Below are 20,721 nucleotides of genomic sequence, written 5' to 3' on the forward strand. Positions count from 1 at the left end.
ATCAGCGATGAAACTATGCACGAATTCACCGACCGAGAATCCGACCCATTGGCGCAGCGAGGGGGATATTAATACCACCGCGGCACGGCAAGCTTGGTTGGCGCAGATTGATGACCCAGCAACCCACGATTTATTACAACGTGACGCGAAGGTTTTTCTGCATCAAGCCATGTCAACCCCTTGTCTGGATGCGTTAGCGGGGGCTGAAGGGTGCTATTTGCATGATGTTGCGGGTCAAGCTTATCTGGATTTTCATGGCAACAATGTTCATCAGCTTGGCCATGGTCACCCGCAGGTGATCGCCAAGATTAGCCAACAGATGCAAGATCTACCGTTTGCGCCCCGCCGTTTTACCCATGAAACCGCGGTGCGCTGCGCAGAAAAACTAACCGAAATTGCCGGCCCAGAGCTCAATCGGGTGTTATTTGCCCCCGGTGGTACCTCAGTGATTGGCATGGCGCTTAAATTAGCCCGTCATGTCACTGGCAACTTTAAAGTGGTCAGTCTGTGGGACTCTTTTCACGGTGCGTCACTCGATGCTATCTCGGTCGGTGGCGAAGCGTGTTTTCGTGAAGGCATGGGGCCATTAATGGCCGGCGTCGAACGCATTCCACCCGCCATCACTTACCGTGGTGCCTTTGCTGAACAAAATGGTAGCGATGTACATTACGCCGATTATTTGGAATACGTGATCGAAAAAGAAGGCGGCATTGGCGCCTTTATTGCCGAAGCCGTACGCAATACCGATGTGCAAGTGCCAAGCCGTGCCTATTGGCAGCGAATTCGTGAAATCTGTGATAAGCACAACGTATTACTGATCATTGACGATATTCCTAACGGCATGGGACGCAGTGGTGAATGGTTTACCCACCAAGCCTTTGGTATTGAACCGGATATTTTGTGTATTGGTAAAGGGTTAGGCGCAGGGCTGATCCCTATCGCCGCGCTACTCACCAAAGAAAAATACAACACCGCCGCTCAGGTGTCATTGGGACACTACACCCATGAAAAAAGCCCACTTGGTTGCGCCGCGGCATTAGCCACCATTGAAGTGATTGAGCAGCAAAATCTGCTCGGCAAAGTACAAGCCGACAGTGCTTACCTACGCCAACGCCTGACTACGCTGCAGCAACAGTTTGCCTTAATTGGCGATGTGCGTGGAATCGGTTTGCTATGGGGACTGGAACTGGTGACCGATCGCCACACTAAGCAGCGCGCACACCAAGCAGCCGAAGCGGTGCTCTACCACTGCTTAGCCCATGGGCTCAGTTTTAAAGTTTCGCAAGGCAACGTTCTGCAACTCAGTCCGCCTTTAATTATCACCCGTCAAGAGCTGGATAAAGCTCTGGATATTTTGCACTCCGCTTTGCTCGCCGTAAGCCAGCAAATGGGTTATTCACATTAAGGAAACACTATGCACTCTCCGATTCAAGCGGTTATTTTTGATTGGGCTGGCACCATTGTTGATTTTGGATCCTTTGCGCCAACCTCGATTTTTGTTGAAGCGTTCAAACAAGGTTTTGATTTTGCGATCAGCCTTGATGAAGCACGCGAGCCGATGGGGCTGGGTAAATGGCAGCACATTGAAGCAGTTGGCAAACTACCGAGCGTTGCCGAGCGTTGGCAAAATCAATTCGGTCGTGCCATGGATGCCAGCGATATTGATGCGATTTATGCCGCCTTTATGCCGTTGCAAATCGCTAAAGTCGCCGATCACGCAGCGCCGATCCCACACGCGTTAGAGGTGGTTAATCAACTGAAAAAGCAAGGCATTAAGATTGGATCTTGCACTGGCTACCCACGTCCAGTCATGGATGTGTTGATCCCGGTCGCGGCCGATTACGGTTATCACCCAGATTATGTGGTCGCAACGGATGACTTAGCGCAAGGCGGCCGCCCAGCCCCCTTTATGGCACTGAAAAATGTAATTGAACTTGGGGTAACCAATGTGCGCGCTTGCGTCAAAGTCGATGATGCGCTGCCAGGTATTGAAGAAGGCCACAATGCCGGCATGTGGACAGTGGGTTTACTGCTGTCGGGCAACGAGGCCGGGTTAACCCTCGAAGAGTATCAAAATGCCGACGCGGCAACGCTACAAGCGGCTCGTGAACGCGCCAGCGCTAAATTGCAACTAGGTAAACCTCACTACTTAATTGATACAATTGCCGATTTACCAGCCGCCCTAGCCGACATTGAACGCCGACTCTTAGCCGGTGAGCAACCTTAAACTCGCTGTGCGGTCAATGGTCGAATGAAGCCATTCACACTCCGGTTCAGAAACCTGCTACGGCAGGTTTTTTGCCCCAATACACGGCGCAGATATCACTCACCCACGCCCTCACGCTCAAACTAACGGTGTAAAAACAAACTGCTTAGCCATAGCAGAAATGATGCCGTAGTGTTAACTCCTACCTAGAGAAAAAACTATTCACATCACGATTATTCGACGCAGTTATTATTCAACGAAAAGTTCATCAACCACTTCCGTTTTTTTGAATAAGTATCACGGCAAATCGTTTGTATCTATGGCTTTGCAACGGCGATAATCCGCAGCGACTTTTGGCTTGGTTTGATTGTGCGATCATAACCAACGCTTAAAAAAGCATTTTTTACACATAAACTAGCGGACTCACTGTTAAGCCGTTGTCTATGTTTGTTGTTTATCAATCATATCCATTTGGCAAATCATCTGAAAAGATGAGACGCAAAGCTTCCGGCCTGTCGAGTGCTTATTGCACTCTATGGTAGCGGGGTTGCAAATCAACCAATGGTTGTTTTGATGATCTTATGGGTTAATCATCAAGGTTATGTTTATGCTTAAACAATCTATGCTCTCCCTGTCTATTTTAACGGCGCTCACCAGCGCCAGCGTATTCGCTGCTGCGCCGGGTAAACCAACCTTAGGCTGGGGCGATTACACTTACGCACTGGTCGAAGTTGATCAATCGCAAGTCGCTTATGAAAAGCTGGTTAAAGCGGTACATGATGAGATCAGCATTGAAGTCACTTGGGATGTGTGGTCTGGCGATGCAGCGCAAACTGCACGAATTTTGCTCGATGAGCAAGTGGTTTGGGAAGGTGCAGCCTCCGCTAACCGAGCGGTGTTTAAAATGAGTAAAGGTGGCCGCTATAACATGGCGGTGGAGCTGGAAAACCAAGACGGTACCAGTCGCTCAGAGACCCAGTTGCTCACCATTGCCGATACCGATGGCAGCCATTTAGAACCCATGTCGACCATTTGGACTGAAAACAACCAACCATACCAGAATCAATCGGGCAAAATTGTCGGTACCTACTTTGTTGAGTGGGGAGTTTATGGCCGTAATTATCCGATGGATAAAGTACCGACCGCTAACCTAAACCGCATTCTTTACGGTTTTGTGCCAATCTGTGGCGGCGATGGCATCAATGACTCGCTCAAAACTATCGATGGATCTTTCCAAGCACTGCAAAGCGCCTGTGCTGGCCGTGACGATTTTAAAGTGGCAATCCACGACCCATGGGCAGCAATTCAAAAACCACAACTTGGTGTTGAAGGTTGGTCTGCTCCCTACAAAGGCAACTTTGGACAAATGATGGCGGCGAAAAAAGCCAATCCCGATCTAAAAATTCTGCCATCGATTGGCGGTTGGACGCTGTCTGATCCGTTCTTCCTGATGCACGACGATGCGAAACGACATACCTTCGTTGCCTCAGTCCGTGAATACCTCGAAACTTGGAAATTTTTCGATGGGGTCGATATTGACTTCGAATTCCCAGGCGGTGGCGGTGCTAACCCAAATCTTGGCGATAAAGAGCGCGATGGTGAGCTGTATGTAACAATTCTTAAAGAGTTACGTACCATGCTTGATGAGCTGGGCAGCAAAAATGGCCGCTACTATGAGCTCACTTCAGCGATTAACGTCGGTTACGATAAGATCGCAGTGGTCGATTACGCTAAAGCCGCTCAATACCTCGATAACATCTATATGATGTCTTACGACTTCTATGGCGCTTGGGATAACAGCGTATTAAACCATCAAACCGGACTACATCAGTCTAGCGTCAACAGCGCCGAATCGGCGTCCAAATACTACGCTTCGCGCGGTGTCGAGCTGTTACTAGAACAAGGTGTTCCAGCGGAAAAACTGGTGATTGGCGCAGCCGCTTATGGACGTGGTTGGACCGGTGTACACAACTACACCAATGGTAATCCATTTACTGGCGTTGCGACTGGCCCAATTAAAGGCACTTGGGAAAATGGCGTGGTGGATTATCGCGATATCGTCAATAACCACGGTGCAAGTCAAGGATTTGAATACGGTTATGACCAAGCGGCTGAAGCCCCGTACCTGTTTAAAGCCTCAACCGGTGATTTGATCACCTACGATGATCCACGCTCAATCAAAGCCAAAGCTCAATATGTGATGCAGCAAGGTATGGGCGGTATCTTCCACTGGGAGATGGATGCAGATAATGGTGATTTACTCAATGCCATGCATGAAGGTTTAGGCCATGGTGATGGTTCAACTGAACCAGAAAACCGAGCACCAATTGCTCGTGCCGGCGCGGATAAAACGGTTACCGGTCCAATCACTGTTACATTAGATGGTTCACAGTCTAGCGATCCTGAAGGTGAAATGCTGACTTTCCATTGGGCACAAACCGGCGGTAATCCACTGACCATCTCTAATAATCATACCGCGCAAGCCAGTATTGAGGTTCCTGCCACAGAGATCGATCAGGCGTACACCTTTACCCTTAGCGTAACGGATCCGAAAGGGGCCTCCTCGACTGACAGCGTGATGATCACCAACCAAGCTGCAGCGAGTAATCAAGCGCCAACCGTGACGCTATCTCCTGTCACTTATGTCAATGAGCAAGCGCAGTTTACCCTGACTGCCAACGCGTATGATGCTGATGGCGACACCCTAGCTTACGCATGGAGTATTCCAAGTGAGTTTGTGCTACTGGATGGTGGTCATGAAAGTTCAGTAACCCTTAGCGCACCAGAGGTCGATGCCGATACTCAATTCACAATTGAAGTTACCGTGAATGATGGTGAAGCGTCAGCTACGGCGGCCACTCAAGTGCAGGTGAAAAATATTGAAGATGGCGGAACCGGCGACGACCAATGCGCAGCGACCGATCCTAATGCCGGTAACTATCCAGCATGGAATGCATCGACTGTGTATACCAACGAAACGATTAGTCACAATGGTTTAGTTTACACCGCCAAATGGTGGGTACAAGGCTCTGAGCCGACACCGAGCAATGAAGCATGGCAACTCGTGTCTAACGTTGAGTTACCATGGTCGGCGGGTATTGCTTATAGCGGCACCGATCAAACCAACCATAATGGCTCGCGTTGGCAAGCAAAATGGTGGACACAAGGTGATGAACCAGGCACTGCCGATGTATGGGTCAACATTGGTCAAGCATCATGTAATTAATTGACCGCGTCACAGCTACAGATGCAGTCACAGATTAAGGAGCGCAAAATGCGCTCCTCTTTTATGACCATTGCTTTAACATACTGACCATCAACCTCATCCAGATCTGGTTAAGCCAACAAAATCTTTCTCAGCTCATCGAGCGAAGCGACTTCATAATGCGGCACAATCCCTTCCGGTTTAGGCTGCTGATGTACATTCAACCAGCAAGTCTCAATACCAAAATTCAAACCGCCTAAAATATCTGAATGCGGATTATCCCCTACCATCAAAACACGCTTTTTATCCGGATTGCCCATTTGATGTAAAGCATGGGCAAAAATCCCGGCATCCGGTTTGGCGACCCCAACTTGCTCGGAGATCACTATGTGCTCAAAAAAGTGACTCATACCAGTTTTGCTTAAGCGCACCGCTTGTAGCTCAGTAAAGCCGTTGGTAATGATGCCCAAGCGAGTCTTACCCTGCAGCGCTTGCATCAGTTCCATCGCTCCGGGCAGTAAAGTGCAAATATCGGCCATCGCTTGTAAAAATGCGCGGTTAAGTTCTGCGGTGGTTGTCTCTAGCTTAGCGGCCCAGCTGGCAAAACGGGTCTCTTTAAGCTGGTCGGCGGTGATCTCGCCGTTTTGGTATTCGACCCACAACGGCTGATTGACCGCTTGGTATTGCTGAAAGTCCAGCTCAGTAAACTGCACACCTTTACGGGCAAACATCAGTTGCATCCCTTTAAACGCATCAAAATCAAACAAGGTGTCATCGGCATCAAATAAAATCCAATCGTACTGCATAAGGCTCTCCCAACTCTTTGCCGCCAGTGTAGTGTTTTTTGGCTAGAATGAATACGGGTGCGCCATCGCATCAAATGATCAACCATAAGTGAGATGGTTGCCTCACTTAAGATTAACAGTTGATTTACAAAAAATTTTCACTATCAAATGGCAAGAATCTTGAAGCACTTCTAAGCTTGATAAGGTAACAGACAGCACAAAACCACTCGGTTTTCCTGATCGCGTTGCATCCTAATATTAACATCTCATTCAAGTTTGGAGGGAATCTCATGAGCTTACTCAAAGAGTTCAAAGCGTTTGCATCGCGCGGCAATGTGATTGATATGGCAGTGGGTATCATTATTGGTGCTGCATTTGGCAAAATCGTCTCATCGTTTGTGGCCGATATTATTATGCCGCCGATTGGTATTATTTTAGGTGGGGTGAATTTTAGCGACCTCAGTATGGTACTGCTCGCGGCCCAAGGTGATGCGCCGGCGGTGGTCATTGCCTACGGTAAATTTATTCAAACCGTGGTCGACTTTACCATTATTGCGTTTGCGATTTTCATGGGGCTAAAAGCGATCAATAGTTTGAAACGTAAGGAAGAAGAGGCCCCCAAAGCGGCACCAGCGCCGACCCCAGATCAGCAACTACTCTCCGAAATCCGTGATTTATTAAAAGCACAGCAAGATAAATAAACTCGATTTTCACCGGTAGGATCCAAGCCAACCCAGAAACAAATTCGATTATTTCTGCGACTCGCTTAATTTATCCCACTCGCCGACTTGCAAAAATAGCGTGGACGTTGATCGTCAACGCTATTTTTATTGCTCACTATACCCAAACCACTTGGCGTTGCAGGTAGGCGGCAAGTGAGTGAGTTCCCATGAGCATAGACAAACCTATCTGACTGGGGTGAACCAACCTAGCCAACATCACTGCAGCTTCAAGTAGGGAATAAACATCAGGCTCATCTTGCCGCGTACCCACCACGCTGCTTACCTAACATCTTAAAAATGCGCGAGAAACACGTGCTGCAATTGATCAAAATCAGCAATCCTTTACAATCCCTCTCACACGCAGATTTGGCTGCACAATCCCCTTTACAAGCCATATTTTATCGTTATGATCTGCGCGCAAACGTTTGCCTCACCACAATAACCACTTCCGATGAGGGTTTTATGCTGCCAGATATTGAAATTTGCCGCGCAACATCACTAGCACCAATCGATAGCATCGCCAACCAAGCCGGTTTATTGGCCGAAGAATACCAAAGCCACGGTCGATATAAAGCCAAAGTATCACTGCGCTGCCTACAACGATTAGCCAACCAACCGCAAGGCAAACTGATTTTGGTCACCGCAATTACCCCTACCCCACTGGGTGAGGGCAAAACCGTCACCACGATTGGCTTGGCCCAAGGGCTAGCGAAGCTTAATCACTCAGTGATGACCTGTATTCGCCAGCCGTCGATGGGCCCTATTTTTGGCGTCAAAGGTGGCGCGGCGGGCGGTGGTTATTCCCAAGTTGCCCCAATGGAAGAGCTCAATTTACATTTAACCGGCGATATTCATGCGGTAACGGCGGCGCACAACCTAGCCGCCGCCGCGCTTGATGCGCGAATTTACCATGAGCAGCGCCTCGGTTATCAAGATTTTGAGCAGCGCACCGGCATGCAAGCGCTGCGTATCGACCCACAGCGGGTGGTATGGAAACGAGTGATGGATCATAACGATCGAGCTCTACGCATGGTCACTGTCGGACGTAACGAAACTGGCAAAACCATTAATGGGTTTGAGCGTGAAGATGGTTTTGATATTTCTGCCGCATCAGAATTAATGGCGATTCTGGCTCTTGCCTCCGATCTGCGCGATTTACGCCGTCGGATCGGCAACGTGGTACTGGCTTATGATCTCGATAATCAACCTATCACCACGGAAGATTTACAAGTGGCAGGTGCAATGGCTGTCAGCATGAAAGAAGCGATTGAACCCACGTTGATGCAAACTTTAGAAGGGGTACCAACCCTGATCCACGCCGGCCCGTTTGCCAATATTGCCCATGGCAACTCATCGATCATTGCTGATGAAATCGCCACTCGCTTGGCGGATTATACCGTCACCGAAGGCGGCTTTGGCTCAGATATGGGCTTTGAAAAAGCTTGTAATATTAAGGCGAAAGCTTCGGGTAAACATCCAGATTGCGCAGTGATTGTCGCTACCCTGCGCGGGCTGAAAGCCAACTCTGGCCTGTACGATTTACGTCCCGGTCAAGCGCTGCCAGATTCACTATTCCGCCCAGATAGCGCGGCATTACAGGCCGGCTTTGCCAACCTTAAATGGCATATTGATAACGTCAGTCAATATGGTGTCCCAGCCGTGGTGGCCATCAACCGCTTCCCACAAGATTGCGCGCAAGAGTTGCAACAGTTAGAACAATGGATTACCGCGCTACCCAATCATGTCTCAGTGGCAATTTCCGAAGGATTTGCTCTCGGCGGCGAAGGTACTCGCTTGCTAGCCGAAAAAGTGGTGGAACAGTGCCAAACACCCATGTCATTTACTCCGCTGTATAATGCCGCGATGCCATTGGATGAAAAACTTAAAGCGGTTGCCAGCAAAGGCTATGGCGCGGCCAATATTGCTCTCAGCGATAAAGCAGCGCAACAATTAGCCCAGCTGCAAGCGCAAGGGTTTGACAAACTGGCCGTCTGCTTAGCCAAAACCCCACTGTCTATCTCGACCGAGCCACAAATCAAAGGCGCACCTCGCGATTTTATAGTACCGATCCGTGAATTGCGCTTATGTGCAGGGGCAGAATTTATCTACGCATTGTGTGGCAATGTAATGACCATGCCGGGATTGCCAGAAAAGCCCGCCTTTATGGCGCTGGATCTCGATCTCGATGGCAATATTGTCGGTTTGAGTTAATCCACCCGCACGCCGACTGACTATTCACACTAACTTGTATATATCATGCCATGCCCTCTGGGCATGGCTGCTTGAGAAAAACAATATCTCGTATGATACCTTAAACTGTCATGCCCCATGGTTTGACTACAGCAGCAGATTGATACCTCTCTGCGCGCTCACGCGTCTGACTAGGTGTTTCTCCAAATAGCCGCTTGTAGTAGTAATTAAACGTCCCAAGGTGATAAAAACCAAAACTGAGCGCCACATCGCTAATCGCACAAGCTTCTGATTGAGCCAATAACACCCGACGCACTGCATTTAAACGACCGTCACGCACAAAACTTACAGGGCTAACCCCTAATTCTTGTTCAAAACAATATTGCAGTGTTCGCTGACTAACGCACGCGATAGTACACATTTGCGAAATACTCAGCGGATAATCACCACTCTGCTTGATGTATTTATAAAGTCGCTGTAGCGCCTGACGTCGAGAATGATGGCTACGAGGTTCACGCTCAGCAGAGGCTTGAAAAGCCCCCAGCCGCTCAAGCACCGCTTGCCTTAACATAGCTTGTAAATGTCCTTGCGCACCCCCCTGTTCTAATAGCTTTTGACCAAACATCGACTGCGAATTCAGCACATCTCGGATCAAACGGATCAGCGACCAGCATCCGTATTCAGGCTGATCATTTCCAATCAGGGTTGCCCTCTCCCACTGCGCACTATCGCTACTTGGTAATTGATTGAGGAGTAGGTCATGGTCAATCACAATACCAAAAATATGAAAATCTGCAGGTGTCACCAGCTCAAACTGTTGCTGTGCCGGACGAATCATCAATTGATGAGCGGCAGCGTGCAAACCATTCACTTTCGGGCGTGAGCTACCCATTGAGAAACCAATCCATACTGCATTAGGCTTGAGACAACATTCTTGCTGCACCGCATGGCTGGTGTACTCCTCGAACAAGTGCAAACCGGGCAACTGAATCTCATCCAGATACCCATAAAATTGCCCCGCACTATGCTGATCATATTTTTGCTCCCAAGCCGTCAAGCTGTGTGCTTGTTGGTTAACATCAAAACTGTATTGTTTGCACCTGATTGGTGCGCATGAATTCCCTTCATAAAGCAACTGAGACAAATTCATCTCCCCATTTTGCACCAGCATTAAACAACTAAAAACATATCCAATTGTTTTTATTGATTTATTTTGTTTTGCCTATTTCCGTCATAGATACGGAACAGTTTTCGCAAACTTTTTTGGTTGATTCCGTAATCCAAATTGCAATGTTCAGGCCTAAGTGCAACTGAACCAAGAATACTACTGTAGAGAGGCATCATGAGTTCACGCTACCGATACCAGTTAGGCAGTCAGATTTATCAGTTTGCTAGCCTAAAAGAAGTGATGGCAAAAGCATCGCCACTGCGTTCTGGCGATCAACTTGCAGGTGTCGCGGCAACATCGGCGGAAGAGCGAGTGATCGCACAAATGCTACTTGCTGAACTGCCGCTGAAAACCTTCCTGAATGAAGCGTTGATCCCTTATGAACAAGATGAAATTACCCGCTTAATTATTGATGAACATAACGCCAGTGCATTTCTGGAAATTGCCCACCTAACCGTTGGCGACTTTCGTAACTGGCTTTTGCAAGAGACCACCACACAGGTAGAACTGACAAGAGTTTGCGCTGGTATTACACCAGAGATGGCCGCAGCAGTTAGTAAGATCATGCGTAATCAAGATCTGATCTTAGTAGCAAAAAAATGTCAGGTATTGACAGCATTTCGTAATTCTATCGGCTTACCGGGACGCTTATCGACGCGTCTGCAACCTAATCACCCAACCGATGATATGAGTGGAATTGCGGCATCCATTTTTGATGGTTTGATGTACGGCAACGGCGATGCGGTGATTGGGATCAACCCTGCGACCGACAGCGTAAGTCAGGCAATAAAACTTATGAAATTAATGGATGACGTGATTCAGTATTACGAGATCCCGACCCAATCGTGCGTGCTAACTCATGTCACTAACACAATAGAGGCGATCGAAAAAGGCGCTCCGGTCGATCTGGTATTCCAATCGATTGGCGGTACCGAAGCCACCAACCAAGGGTTTGGTATCAACTTGAATGCGATTGCGGAAGCCTATGATGCAGCGCTGAGCCTTAAACGAGGCACAGTCGGTAACAATGTGATGTATTTTGAAACCGGCCAAGGCAGCGCGCTCTCGGCCAACGGTCATCACCAGGTTGATCAACAAACTTGTGAAGTCCGCGCCTATGCGTTAGCTCGTAAATTCAAACCACTATTAGTCAATACCGTGGTCGGTTTTATTGGCCCTGAATACCTGTTTGATGGCAAACAAATTACTCGTGCGGGGCTTGAGGATCATTTCTGTGGCAAATTACTCGGACTGCCGATGGGCTGTGACATCTGCTACACCAACCACGCTTATGCAGACCAAAATGACATGGATAACCTGTTGACTCTACTCGGTGTCGCTGAGTGTTCTTTTATTATGGGCATTCCAGGTTCCGATGACATCATGCTTAACTACCAGACCACCTCATTTCATGATGCACTTTATGCACGACGAGTACTAGGTTCTCGACCCGCTCCGGAATTTGAAGCTTGGCTAGAAAAAATGCAGATCGTCAGTCAGGATGCCGACAAGCAACTTGCTGACCAATTATCGCCTCACTTTAGCCAACCGTTACGGTTGATCCAGGAGGCCGTATGAGTGTGATCCCAATTTCAGCGCTCATTCACCAAGATCCGTGGCACAAACTGCGCCAGTTTACTCAAGCGCGCATTGGGATCGGTCGCGTTGGTACCAGTATTCCAACCGAAGAATTGCTGCGCTTTCAGCTTTCTCATGCTCAGGCGATAGATGCGGTACATGTACCGTTGGATGAACAACAATTGCTTGCACAACTGGCAGAAAAAACAGCGTTGATCCCTTATCTTCCTGCATTTTCATTGCATAGTCAGGCCAATGATCGACTCACTTATCTACAGCGACCTGATCTAGGCCGCCAACTCTGCCAATCATCGATTGAGCAGTTAAAAACACACAGTGATGCCACAGTGGCGCCTTATGACTTGGCGATCGTCATCGCAGATGGCCTCTCGTCTTATGCCATTAGTCATCATGCCGCACCCTTTATTGACGCATTAATCATGCAACTTAACCTAGATCAACAACATGAGTGGAATATCGCGCCATTGAGCATTGTGCATCAGGGCCGAGTTGCGGTCGGTGATGATGTAGGTGAAGCGATAAATGCTCGTGAAGTCTTGGTATTGATTGGTGAGCGTCCGGGCTTAAGCTCACCGGACAGTTTAGGGCTGTATTTGACTTGGCATCCGCAACGCGGCACCGAAGATTCATTACGTAACTGCATCTCCAATGTTCGTCCTCAAGGCCTACCTTATCAGGCGGCGGCGATGAAATGTTTCTATCTGCTGGCTGAATCTCGCCGCCTTAAACTCACGGGGGTAGAACTGAAAGATCGGTCTGACGACATGATCCTTGAACACCAGCAAACTAAGGTTTTTTCTTTAACTTCAACGTCATAACATAAGGATATTAGTATGACCACATCAAACGACTATCTGGCACAACGCCAGCTCAAACGGGGCGCAGCAGGTTGGATCTTGCTCGCCGGATTGGGAATTTCGTACGTCATATCCGGTGATTTTGCCGGTTGGAACTTTGGTATTGCTCAAGCTGGCTGGGGCGGTTTCGTTATCGCAGCGGTATTAATGGGTATTATGTATTTAGCGCTAGTACTGTCATTGGCCGAAATGTCAGCAGCCATTCCAGCGGCTGGTGGGGGCTACAGCTTTGCTCGTCAGGCGATGGGGCCAATGGGGGGATTTCTCACTGGGTTGGCCGTGCTTATCGAATACTCGTTAGCTCCAGCCGCCATCGTCATTTTTATTGGTTCAGCGGTAAATGAACTCACGGGATTTGATGGCCCAATCGTTTATGCGCTGTTCTACCTTGCTTTTGTTGGTATACACATTTTTGGAGTCGGCGAAGCACTAAAAGTCATGATGGTGATAAGCGGTCTGGCGGTATTAGCCATTCTTGCTACCGGCATCGCACTTGTCCCTGAGTTCAATAGCGCTAATCTGTTTGATATTGAACCCATCAGCGGTGGTGATTTGATGATGCCAATGGGGCTTTACGGCGTTTGGGCCGCATTACCTTTTGCAATGTGGCTATTCCTTGCTGTAGAAGGTGTGCCGCTGGCAGCTGAAGAAGCCAAAGATCCAAAGAAAGATGTTCCTAAAGGTATCATCGCCGCGATGTTGTTCCTGTTGTTTACTGCGGTATTGGTTGTGGTACTACTCAGTGGTGCCGTCGGTGCTAAAGTCATTGGCAGTAGCGCGGTGCCTTTAGTCGATGCGTTGAATATTGCAGGTCATTCACAACTGGCGACATTCGTCAACGTGCTGGGATTAGCCGGTTTAATTGCATCGTTTTTCTCCATTATCTACGGTTACAGCCGCTTAGTGTTTGCTCTATCACGCGCGGGTTATCTGCCTAAAAATCTGTCACTGACCAGCAAACGGAAAGCACCGGTTCGCGCCCTCATCTACCCGGCGATTCTCGGCTTTATCATTTCATTAACTGGTGAAGGCGATTTGATTCTGTCGATGGCAGTGGTTGGTGCGACTATCTCTTACGCGATGATGTCCGCCAGCCACATCATGCTGCGTATTAAGTATCCTGATATTCCTCGCCCATACAAAACACCAGGCGGTACCGTTACATCAGGCGTTGCCTTGATCCTATCAATGGTCGCGCTAACTGGGGTGTATGCTTATGATATACGAGCATTTCTATTTACTCTGATCCTGTTTGCGGTGGGTATGCTGTATTACTTTATGATTGGCCAGCATCGCTTAATTGCGAAAAGCGCTGAAGAAGAATTCGCTCTGTTATATCAGGCACAAGTAGAACTGGAAGCAGCATAAATTGATGCAATAAACCGCAACTATGTGTTCAGCACAACCAAAAAAAGCACCTGTTCATAGGTGCTTTTTTGCTGTTATTTCTAAACAAAACAATCGGTTTAAAAAATCGGTTAGAGTTAACGGCCTAAAAACTAACGCAAACCATGCAAAAATTCAGCGCGGGTGGCAGGGTTGGATTTAAAAATCCCGCCCAACGCAGTGGTGGTGGTAACGCTGGTGGCGTCCATCACGCCGCGGGATTTTACGCAGTAGTGGGTGGCATCCACCGTGACCGCAACATCGTCAGACTCCAGTAAAGTTTGCAACGCGACCAAAATCTGCTGGGTCATCCGCTCTTGCACCTGTGGACGCTGGGCAAAAAAGCGCACAATACGGTTAATTTTCGACAGACCGATGATTTTACCGCGCGGAATGTACGCGACCGCTGCCGTGCCATCGATGGTGACTAAATGGTGTTCACAAGTGCTGGTCAGTGTGATGTCTTTGACTTTGACCATCTCACTCACCTTCATCTTGTTTTCGATTACCGTGATTTTAGGAAAATTGGCGTAATCCAAGCCAGAGAAAATCTCATCAACGTACATTTTGGCAATTCGTTGTGGTGTCTCTTCCAAACTGTCATCGGTTAAGTCGAGTCCCAGTAAATTGAGGATCTCGCGCATATGATGTTCAATTTGTTGTTTTTTTTGTGCTGGGGTTGCCAAGTTGGCCTGCATTGGCGTTTCCAAACCACGCAGATCTAGCGCATTCTTGACCAACTTCGCAGATTCGCTCAAACCAGACATTGTTCTACCTCTTAAATACCCCTTTTGGATGGCTGACAAGAATACGCGGATTTAGTGACAATTACATCCCCAAAATTCGCGTGGATACTGCAGCGTACAAGCGATTGTGTGCTACAGTTTGCCGCAAAAGAACACCAACATAGGACATTCCCGAATGGGCTGCTGCGATGCTCCTGGCTTAATGCCGATAGAAGATGCGCTCGACAACATGCTGTCACGCATTACTCCTGTCTCAACCACGTTACTTTTACCACTGGCAGATGCGCTCGGTTATGTGCTGGCCGAGGCGATTTTATCGCCAATTAACGTGCCGCCGTTTGATAACTCAGCGATGGATGGCTATGCCGTACGCCGCGCAGAACTCGCTCAGCAACAACCGCTACCGGTGGCCGGTAAATCTTTTGCTGGGCAACCTTTGGTGGGTGACTGGCCGGCAATGACCTGCGTGCGGATCATGACCGGCGCGCCGATCCCTGTCGGGTGTGATGCGGTGATCATGCAAGAGCAAGCGACCGTCACCGCAGAGGGTGTGGTGTTCTGCCAGCATGAAGTCAAACACAATAACAATATCCGCCCAACCGGTGATGACATTGGTCAAAACGATGTGGTGCTAGAACGTGGCGCACGCTTAACCGCGCGTGATATTCCGATGATTGCCACTCTTGGCATTAGCCACGTCACTGTGTATCGCAAACCGAAAGTCGCGTTTTTCTCCACCGGTGATGAGCTCAAGCCACTCGGTGAGCCGCTGCAAGCCGGACAAATTTACGACAGCAACCGCTACGGTATTAAACCCTTGATTGAAAACTTCGGTTGCGAAGCGATTGATTTAGGTATCGTGCCAGATTGCCCTGCGACGTTGGCGGCCACGTTTGAGCAAGCGCAACGCTTGGCCGATGTGGTGGTCACCTCCGGCGGCGTCAGTGTCGGTGAAGCGGATTACACCAAAGATATTTTAGAGCAACTCGGTGAAATCGGTTTTTGGAAACTGGCGATCAAACCGGGCAAACCTTTTGCATTTGGTGCATTGCAAGATGCTTGGTTCTGCGGTCTACCGGGTAACCCCGTTTCCGCGATGCTGACCATGTATGTGCTGGTGCAACCTATGCTGGCTAAATTAGCCGGACACTCGGCTTGGCAAGCGCCAGAGTCGATCCCAGCGATCACGTGCAGCCCCTTTAAAAAAGCCCCAGGACGAACGGATTTCCAACGCGGCATTTATCGGATTGAAAATGGTCAATTCGTGGTGGAAAGCACCGGTAACCAAAGCTCTGGCGCATTCCGTTCGATGAGTTTAGCCAACTGTTTTGTGGTGCTTGAGCGTGAGCGTGGCCGCGTGGAAGTCGGCGAAACGGTGCACATCCAACTGTTTAACCCAACCCTGTACTAGGAGTGATGGTGGATATTCTCAGCGATGACGAAATGCTGCGTTACAACCGGCAAATCATTCTCAAAGCATTTGATTTTGAAGGGCAAGAACGGCTTAAGCAGAGTTCAATACTGATCCTCGGCGCGGGCGGCTTGGGCTGTGCCGCGAGCCAATACCTCGCCACCGCAGGTGTCGGACAGATGACGTTGATTGATGATGACGTCGTCGAGCTTTCCAATTTGCAGCGCCAAGTGCTACACCACGATGCGGATATTGGCCGCGCGAAAGTCGCTTCGGCGGCCGATGCGCTGCGGCAACTCAACCCTCATCTGCACGTTGAGACAATCCAAGCGCGTTTGTCCGATCAAGCTCTGGATACGCTGATTGCGCGCCACGATCTGGTGCTGGATGCCAGTGATAATGTGGATACACGTAACCAGCTCAATCGCCTGTGTTTTAAGCACAAAACACCACTGGTCTCCGGCGCGGCCATTCGCATGGAAGGCCAAGTCAGCGTGTTTACTTATCAAGACCCGACCCAGCCTTGTTACCAATGCTTAAGTGCCCTATTCGGCTCGGCGGCGCTCAGTTGCGTCGAGGCCGGAGTGATGGCTCCGGTGGTCGGCATTATTGGTGCCGTGCAAGCCATGGAAGCGATCAAAGTGCTGGCCGGTTTAGGCACACCGAAACAAGGTAAGATTTTGATCTTGGATGCGATGAGCATGTCGTGGCGAGAAATGAAGCTGATCCAATTGGCCGATTGCCCGATTTGTCACCCACAAGGCTAAGTATCGTAACCATGACCATCGTTCCAACCCCCACTGATTAAGCGCCATACAAGGAGTAACTTATGACTTCACCACTAGTCAGCGCACAATGGTTGCAACAGCAGTTGTCCGATCGCAAATTGGTGATCCTTGATAGCAGTATCGAGTTTCAAATCGCCAGCGAGTCTGAAAAAGATTGGGTCAACAAAATCCCAACGGCGCTACGCTTTGATTACGACAAAGTGTTTTGCGATCTTGATTCCGCCTTGCCGCACATGATGCCTTCTGAGCAGCGCTTTAATACGCTTGCTCAACAACTCGGTATCAATCAAGACTCGATGATTGTGGTGTACGACAATAGTGGCACCTTTGCCGCTCCCCGGGCGTGGTGGATGTTCAAAGCTATGGGACATGATAACGTGTTTGTGCTCAACGGAGGTCTCACTGAGTGGAAGGCTCAAGGTTACAACGTCACTCAAACTTATCGCCAACCCAGTACAAAAGGCAACTTTGCCGGCAAACTCAAACCACAAGCCTTGGTGGATGCAAGTTATCTCCTCAAACAGATCGATAACCCTCACAGCCAAATTATTGATGCACGTGGATTGGCGCGTTTTTTAGGGCAAGTACCTGAACCGCGCGCTGGCGTGCGCAGCGGTCACATTCCCAACTCGATCTGCTTGCCGTTTACACAATTAATGAACGGACATCAGCTCAAGCCAGAAACAGATCTGCGTCCTGTATTGAGCGATGTTTTACAGCCCAGCGCATCAGAATATCTGTTCAGTTGTGGCTCCGGGGTTACCGCTTGCATTGTATTGCTCGCCGCGTATGCATGCGGTTATCAAAACCTCTCGCTGTATGATGGCTCATGGACCGAATGGGGCCAAAGGCAGGATCTGCCGATTGAAATAAGCAGTGAGTAGTGAGTAGTGAGTAGTGAGCAGTCCAATCCCACATCGGCGATAATCAATATCCAATAGCGAATAATCAACCGCGAGCGGATATTAAAACCCGCTCGCTTTTTCATCGCTTTAATGATGAGTGACTAACGTTAATTCCCGTTATGAGCTTAATGCACGTTGCATTTGCTCATCTAAGTTGAGAACGGTCAATGCATTACTGACACTGGTCGCAAGCACATCAATCGCCCCAGTGCGTAATGCTCCGAGCAGTGCTAGTGGCTTACTGTTTTCCGCGGCAATGGCGATCACTTCCGCAATCGGGCGAAACTCATCAATCCCAAGGCCAATCACGCGATCATTCATCACCGTATTGGCGACTCGACCATGCACATCAAAAAAATCATGCCCCGCGAAATCGCCGACCACGCCTTGAGTTAAGCGCGATTGCACCACCTCTTGCGGCGTAAACCAGCCAAGATCAACCATGTAGCTGTTTTCACTCATATCGCCAATCCCCACCAAGGCGATATCGGCTTTGCGTGCCAGATCTAGGGTCTGTTTAACCGTACTATTTTGCATAAAGACTCGTTTTTGCTCGCGGTTTTCTGCATAAGCAGGAGCGTATAAAGTCTCCGAACTGCCGCCATATTTCTTGGCTAACTGACGACAAATGTGGTCGGCGTTAAACATCCCACCGCGTGGGTGAATGCCGCCGATGCTGCACACAAATTTGCAATCACGCGGCGTGATCACCCCAATATGATGCGCCACTGCCGAGACATTGCGCCCCTGCCCAACCGTAACCACCATGCCGTTTTTCAGCGTGCTGGTGAGATAATTGGAGACTAAACTCGCGACTTGCTGACGCTGTGCTTCATCATTGGGATGATCAAGGGCAATTAACGCGCGGCGCACCCCAAAACGCTCAATCAGGCGCTGTTCAATTTTGGCGCTAAAGACTGGATGATACTTAACCGTAATCTCAACAATCCCCTCATCGCGAGCCTGTTTCAGTAAGCGGCCCACTTTGGCCCGTGAAAGCGTGTACTTTTTAGAGATCTCTTCTTGAGTGGCACCATCCTGATAATAAGCGATGGCAATTTCGGTCAGTAAATCACCATTTTCTAATGGCATATCGGCAAGTTGGGGCATTGTGGCGTTTCCTTTATTACCAGCGGGCACGCTGCGGGTTCAACCCACGGCGAGTTCAACCAACATAGTGCGCAAACAAGCACTACACTACTGATAATGATGTGCTTAAAACCAATTTACTGGCTATGGTAACCATTCACAGCACATCAATCAAATATTCAGTTGCATTACATTTTCTCAGTGGCAATTTTGGATATTGAGTTGGGTTATTTGCCCAATGACGGATTTAAGCAAACGATTTAATTGTATGGCGAAGATTTAACACCATAAATTTTCGGTTTAAGCTGTCATAAACCCGCTTAGCAAATTGACTTTCACGCTAGATAGGATAAATATAATTCCATCATTTACTCAGTGCGCGAACAAATGTTCAAAGCAAATGTTCAACGTAAAGGTTCGAGCGCTGAAATTTTGCATTACTGACTCACTCTTTCGTGGTGAAAGAGCATGAGCCACTCAACTGCTGACATTCTCAAACTGTTAAGCGGCAGATGAACCTAACCCAATAGGACGATCGAAATGAGCAATAAATTAGCGCAACTTCGTAAACTGACTACCGTCGTGGCAGATACTGGTGAAATTGATGCGATCAAAAAATACCAACCCCAAGATGCCACCACCAACCCATCTCTGATCCTAAAAGCGGCGCAAATTGCTGAATACGCACCGCTGATCGATCAAGCGATCGCCTACGCTAAAACGCAAAGCAGCGATAAAGCGCAGCAAGTACAAGACACCTGTGACATGCTGGCAGTCAACATTGGTAAAGAAATTCTAAAAACCATTCCGGGTCGTATTTCGACTGAAGTGGACGCGCGTCTGTCTTACGACACCGAGCGCAGCGTAGCTAAAGCTCGTCAACTGGTAAAAATGTATAACGATGCGGGGATCAGCAACGATCGTATCTTGATCAAGCTAGCTTCAACTTGGCAAGGGATCCGTGCGGCAGAAATTCTTGAGCAAGAAGGCATCAACTGTAACCTGACGCTACTGTTCTCTTTCGCGCAAGCGCGCGCCTGTGCCGAAGCGGGCGTGTACCTGATCTCGCCTTTCGTTGGCCGCATCATGGATTGGCATCAAGCCAAACAAGGCCGTGATTTTACCGCCAGCGAAGATCCGGGCGTACTGTCAGTGACTAAGATATACCACTACTACAAACAGCACGGCTACAAAACTGTGGTGATGGGTGCAAGCTTCCGTAACATCGGTGAGATCTTAGAGCTGGCCGGCTGTGACCGCCTGACTATCGCACCTTCACTACTGGCTGAGCTTGAAGCGGCCGAAGGTGAAGTGGTTGCAAAACTGGTTGACTCACAAGGCACCACCGCTCGCCCTGCCGCCATGACCCACAGCGAATTCCTGTGGGAGCACAACCTAGATGCGATGGCGGTTGAAAAGCTGGCAGAAGGCATCCGCAACTTTGCGGTTGACCAAGGCAAACTGGAAGCAATGATCGCCGCTAAGCTGTGATGCTGATTTTGAAGCGAGCTCAGGCTCGCTTTTTTATGCTGTTTTTTATTGAGCGCTGCTGCTCTCCAATTTCTTGAAAATGAGTAACCCTATGAATCGCAAACAACTTGCCAATGCTATCCGCGCCCTGAGCATGGATGGCGTTCAAAAAGCTAATTCTGGCCACCCAGGTG

Annotated in this window: 17 protein-coding genes and 1 riboswitch; of the genes, 13 read left to right on the forward strand and 4 right to left on the reverse strand. The window is 48.9% G+C overall.

The window, feature by feature from the left end; all coding sequences use genetic code 11:
• Nucleotides 1-7: 7 nt before the first annotated feature.
• From PUN32_RS10350 to PUN32_RS10360, 3 genes are all read left to right on the forward strand, one after another.
• Entirely contained in the window at nucleotides 8-1,405 is a 1,398-nt protein-coding gene (locus tag PUN32_RS10350) for an aspartate aminotransferase family protein (protein ID WP_274723028.1), read from the forward strand.
• A gap of 9 nt (nucleotides 1,406-1,414) precedes the next feature.
• A complete protein-coding gene (gene phnX / locus PUN32_RS10355) occupies nucleotides 1,415-2,227 on the forward strand; it encodes a phosphonoacetaldehyde hydrolase (protein ID WP_274723029.1) in 813 nt (270 codons plus the stop codon).
• 442 nt (nucleotides 2,228-2,669) lie between these two features.
• Nucleotides 2,670-2,761: riboswitch (cyclic di-GMP riboswitch) on the forward strand.
• Between the two features lie 52 nt (nucleotides 2,762-2,813).
• Nucleotides 2,814-5,432, forward strand: a complete 2,619-nt coding sequence (locus PUN32_RS10360) for a glycosyl hydrolase family 18 protein (RefSeq protein WP_274723030.1) — start codon at nucleotides 2,814-2,816, stop codon at nucleotides 5,430-5,432.
• A 110-nt stretch (nucleotides 5,433-5,542) separates the two neighbouring features.
• On the opposite strand, the gene yjjG is transcribed toward PUN32_RS10360, so the two are convergent.
• Nucleotides 5,543-6,217 (reverse strand): pyrimidine 5'-nucleotidase, encoded by a 675-nt coding sequence (yjjG, locus tag PUN32_RS10365; protein WP_274723031.1) that lies wholly within the window; start codon nucleotides 6,215-6,217, stop codon nucleotides 5,543-5,545.
• 269 nt (nucleotides 6,218-6,486) lie between these two features.
• Here yjjG and mscL point away from each other — a divergent pair, with 269 nt between their 5' ends.
• Together mscL and PUN32_RS10375 are read left to right on the forward strand one after the other, a co-directional pair.
• Complete coding sequence (gene mscL, locus PUN32_RS10370; protein WP_274723032.1) at nucleotides 6,487-6,897, forward strand: large-conductance mechanosensitive channel protein MscL; 411 nt, start codon at nucleotides 6,487-6,489, stop codon at nucleotides 6,895-6,897.
• Nucleotides 6,898-7,380: 483 nt separating this feature from the next.
• The gene (locus PUN32_RS10375; RefSeq protein WP_274723033.1) at nucleotides 7,381-9,129 is read left to right on the forward strand and encodes a formate--tetrahydrofolate ligase; all 1,749 of its coding nucleotides are present in this window, start codon (nucleotides 7,381-7,383) and stop codon (nucleotides 9,127-9,129) included.
• Between the two features lie 100 nt (nucleotides 9,130-9,229).
• Here the strand turns inward: PUN32_RS10375 and PUN32_RS10380 are convergent, their stop codons facing one another.
• Nucleotides 9,230-10,252, reverse strand: coding sequence for a helix-turn-helix domain-containing protein (locus tag PUN32_RS10380; protein ID WP_274723034.1), 1,023 nt, complete (start codon nucleotides 10,250-10,252; stop codon nucleotides 9,230-9,232).
• Between the two features lie 198 nt (nucleotides 10,253-10,450).
• Here PUN32_RS10380 and PUN32_RS10385 point away from each other — a divergent pair, with 198 nt between their 5' ends.
• From PUN32_RS10385 to eat, 3 genes are read left to right on the forward strand one after another with little or no spacing between them, the layout of a single operon-like run.
• Entirely contained in the window at nucleotides 10,451-11,854 is a 1,404-nt protein-coding gene (locus PUN32_RS10385) for an ethanolamine ammonia-lyase subunit EutB (RefSeq protein WP_274723035.1), read from the forward strand.
• Entirely contained in the window at nucleotides 11,851-12,693 is an 843-nt protein-coding gene (gene eutC / locus PUN32_RS10390) for an ethanolamine ammonia-lyase subunit EutC (protein ID WP_274723036.1), read from the forward strand. Before PUN32_RS10385 ends, eutC begins: the two co-directional genes overlap by 4 nt.
• 15 nt (nucleotides 12,694-12,708) lie before the next feature.
• Nucleotides 12,709-14,100, forward strand: coding sequence for an ethanolamine permease (gene eat, locus PUN32_RS10395; RefSeq protein WP_274723037.1), 1,392 nt, complete (start codon nucleotides 12,709-12,711; stop codon nucleotides 14,098-14,100).
• A 131-nt stretch (nucleotides 14,101-14,231) separates the two neighbouring features.
• Here eat and folE read toward each other — a convergent pair whose 3' ends face one another.
• Nucleotides 14,232-14,885 (reverse strand): GTP cyclohydrolase I FolE, encoded by a 654-nt coding sequence (gene folE / locus PUN32_RS10400; protein WP_166015406.1) that lies wholly within the window; start codon nucleotides 14,883-14,885, stop codon nucleotides 14,232-14,234.
• Between the two features lie 154 nt (nucleotides 14,886-15,039).
• Between folE and moeA the strand changes: the two genes are divergently transcribed.
• From moeA to PUN32_RS10415, 3 genes are all read left to right on the forward strand, one after another.
• Nucleotides 15,040-16,275 carry a molybdopterin molybdotransferase MoeA gene (gene moeA, locus PUN32_RS10405; RefSeq protein WP_274723038.1) on the forward strand — a complete coding sequence of 412 codons (1,236 nt, stop codon included), beginning with the start codon at nucleotides 15,040-15,042 and terminating at the stop codon, nucleotides 16,273-16,275.
• An 8-nt stretch (nucleotides 16,276-16,283) separates the two neighbouring features.
• A complete protein-coding gene (moeB, locus tag PUN32_RS10410; protein WP_274723039.1) occupies nucleotides 16,284-17,042 on the forward strand; it encodes a molybdopterin-synthase adenylyltransferase MoeB in 759 nt (252 codons plus the stop codon).
• A gap of 62 nt (nucleotides 17,043-17,104) precedes the next feature.
• Nucleotides 17,105-17,947 carry a sulfurtransferase gene (locus PUN32_RS10415; protein WP_274723040.1) on the forward strand — a complete coding sequence of 281 codons (843 nt, stop codon included), beginning with the start codon at nucleotides 17,105-17,107 and terminating at the stop codon, nucleotides 17,945-17,947.
• Between the two features lie 138 nt (nucleotides 17,948-18,085).
• On the opposite strand, the gene PUN32_RS10420 is transcribed toward PUN32_RS10415, so the two are convergent.
• Complete coding sequence (locus PUN32_RS10420; protein WP_274723041.1) at nucleotides 18,086-19,078, reverse strand: sugar-binding transcriptional regulator; 993 nt, start codon at nucleotides 19,076-19,078, stop codon at nucleotides 18,086-18,088.
• A gap of 519 nt (nucleotides 19,079-19,597) precedes the next feature.
• Here PUN32_RS10420 and tal point away from each other — a divergent pair.
• Together tal and PUN32_RS14135 are read left to right on the forward strand one after the other, a co-directional pair.
• Nucleotides 19,598-20,548: a transaldolase gene (gene tal, locus PUN32_RS10425; RefSeq protein ID WP_274723042.1), complete on the forward strand. Its 951-nt coding sequence runs from the start codon at nucleotides 19,598-19,600 to the stop codon at nucleotides 20,546-20,548.
• 91 nt (nucleotides 20,549-20,639) lie between these two features.
• The coding region (locus tag PUN32_RS14135) for a hypothetical protein (protein ID WP_406707995.1) at nucleotides 20,640-20,721 on the forward strand (82 nt) is incomplete at its 3' end.

The organism is Vibrio chanodichtyis, assembly GCF_028863985.1.
In the GTDB taxonomy this organism is placed as follows: domain Bacteria; phylum Pseudomonadota; class Gammaproteobacteria; order Enterobacterales; family Vibrionaceae; genus Vibrio; species Vibrio chanodichtyis.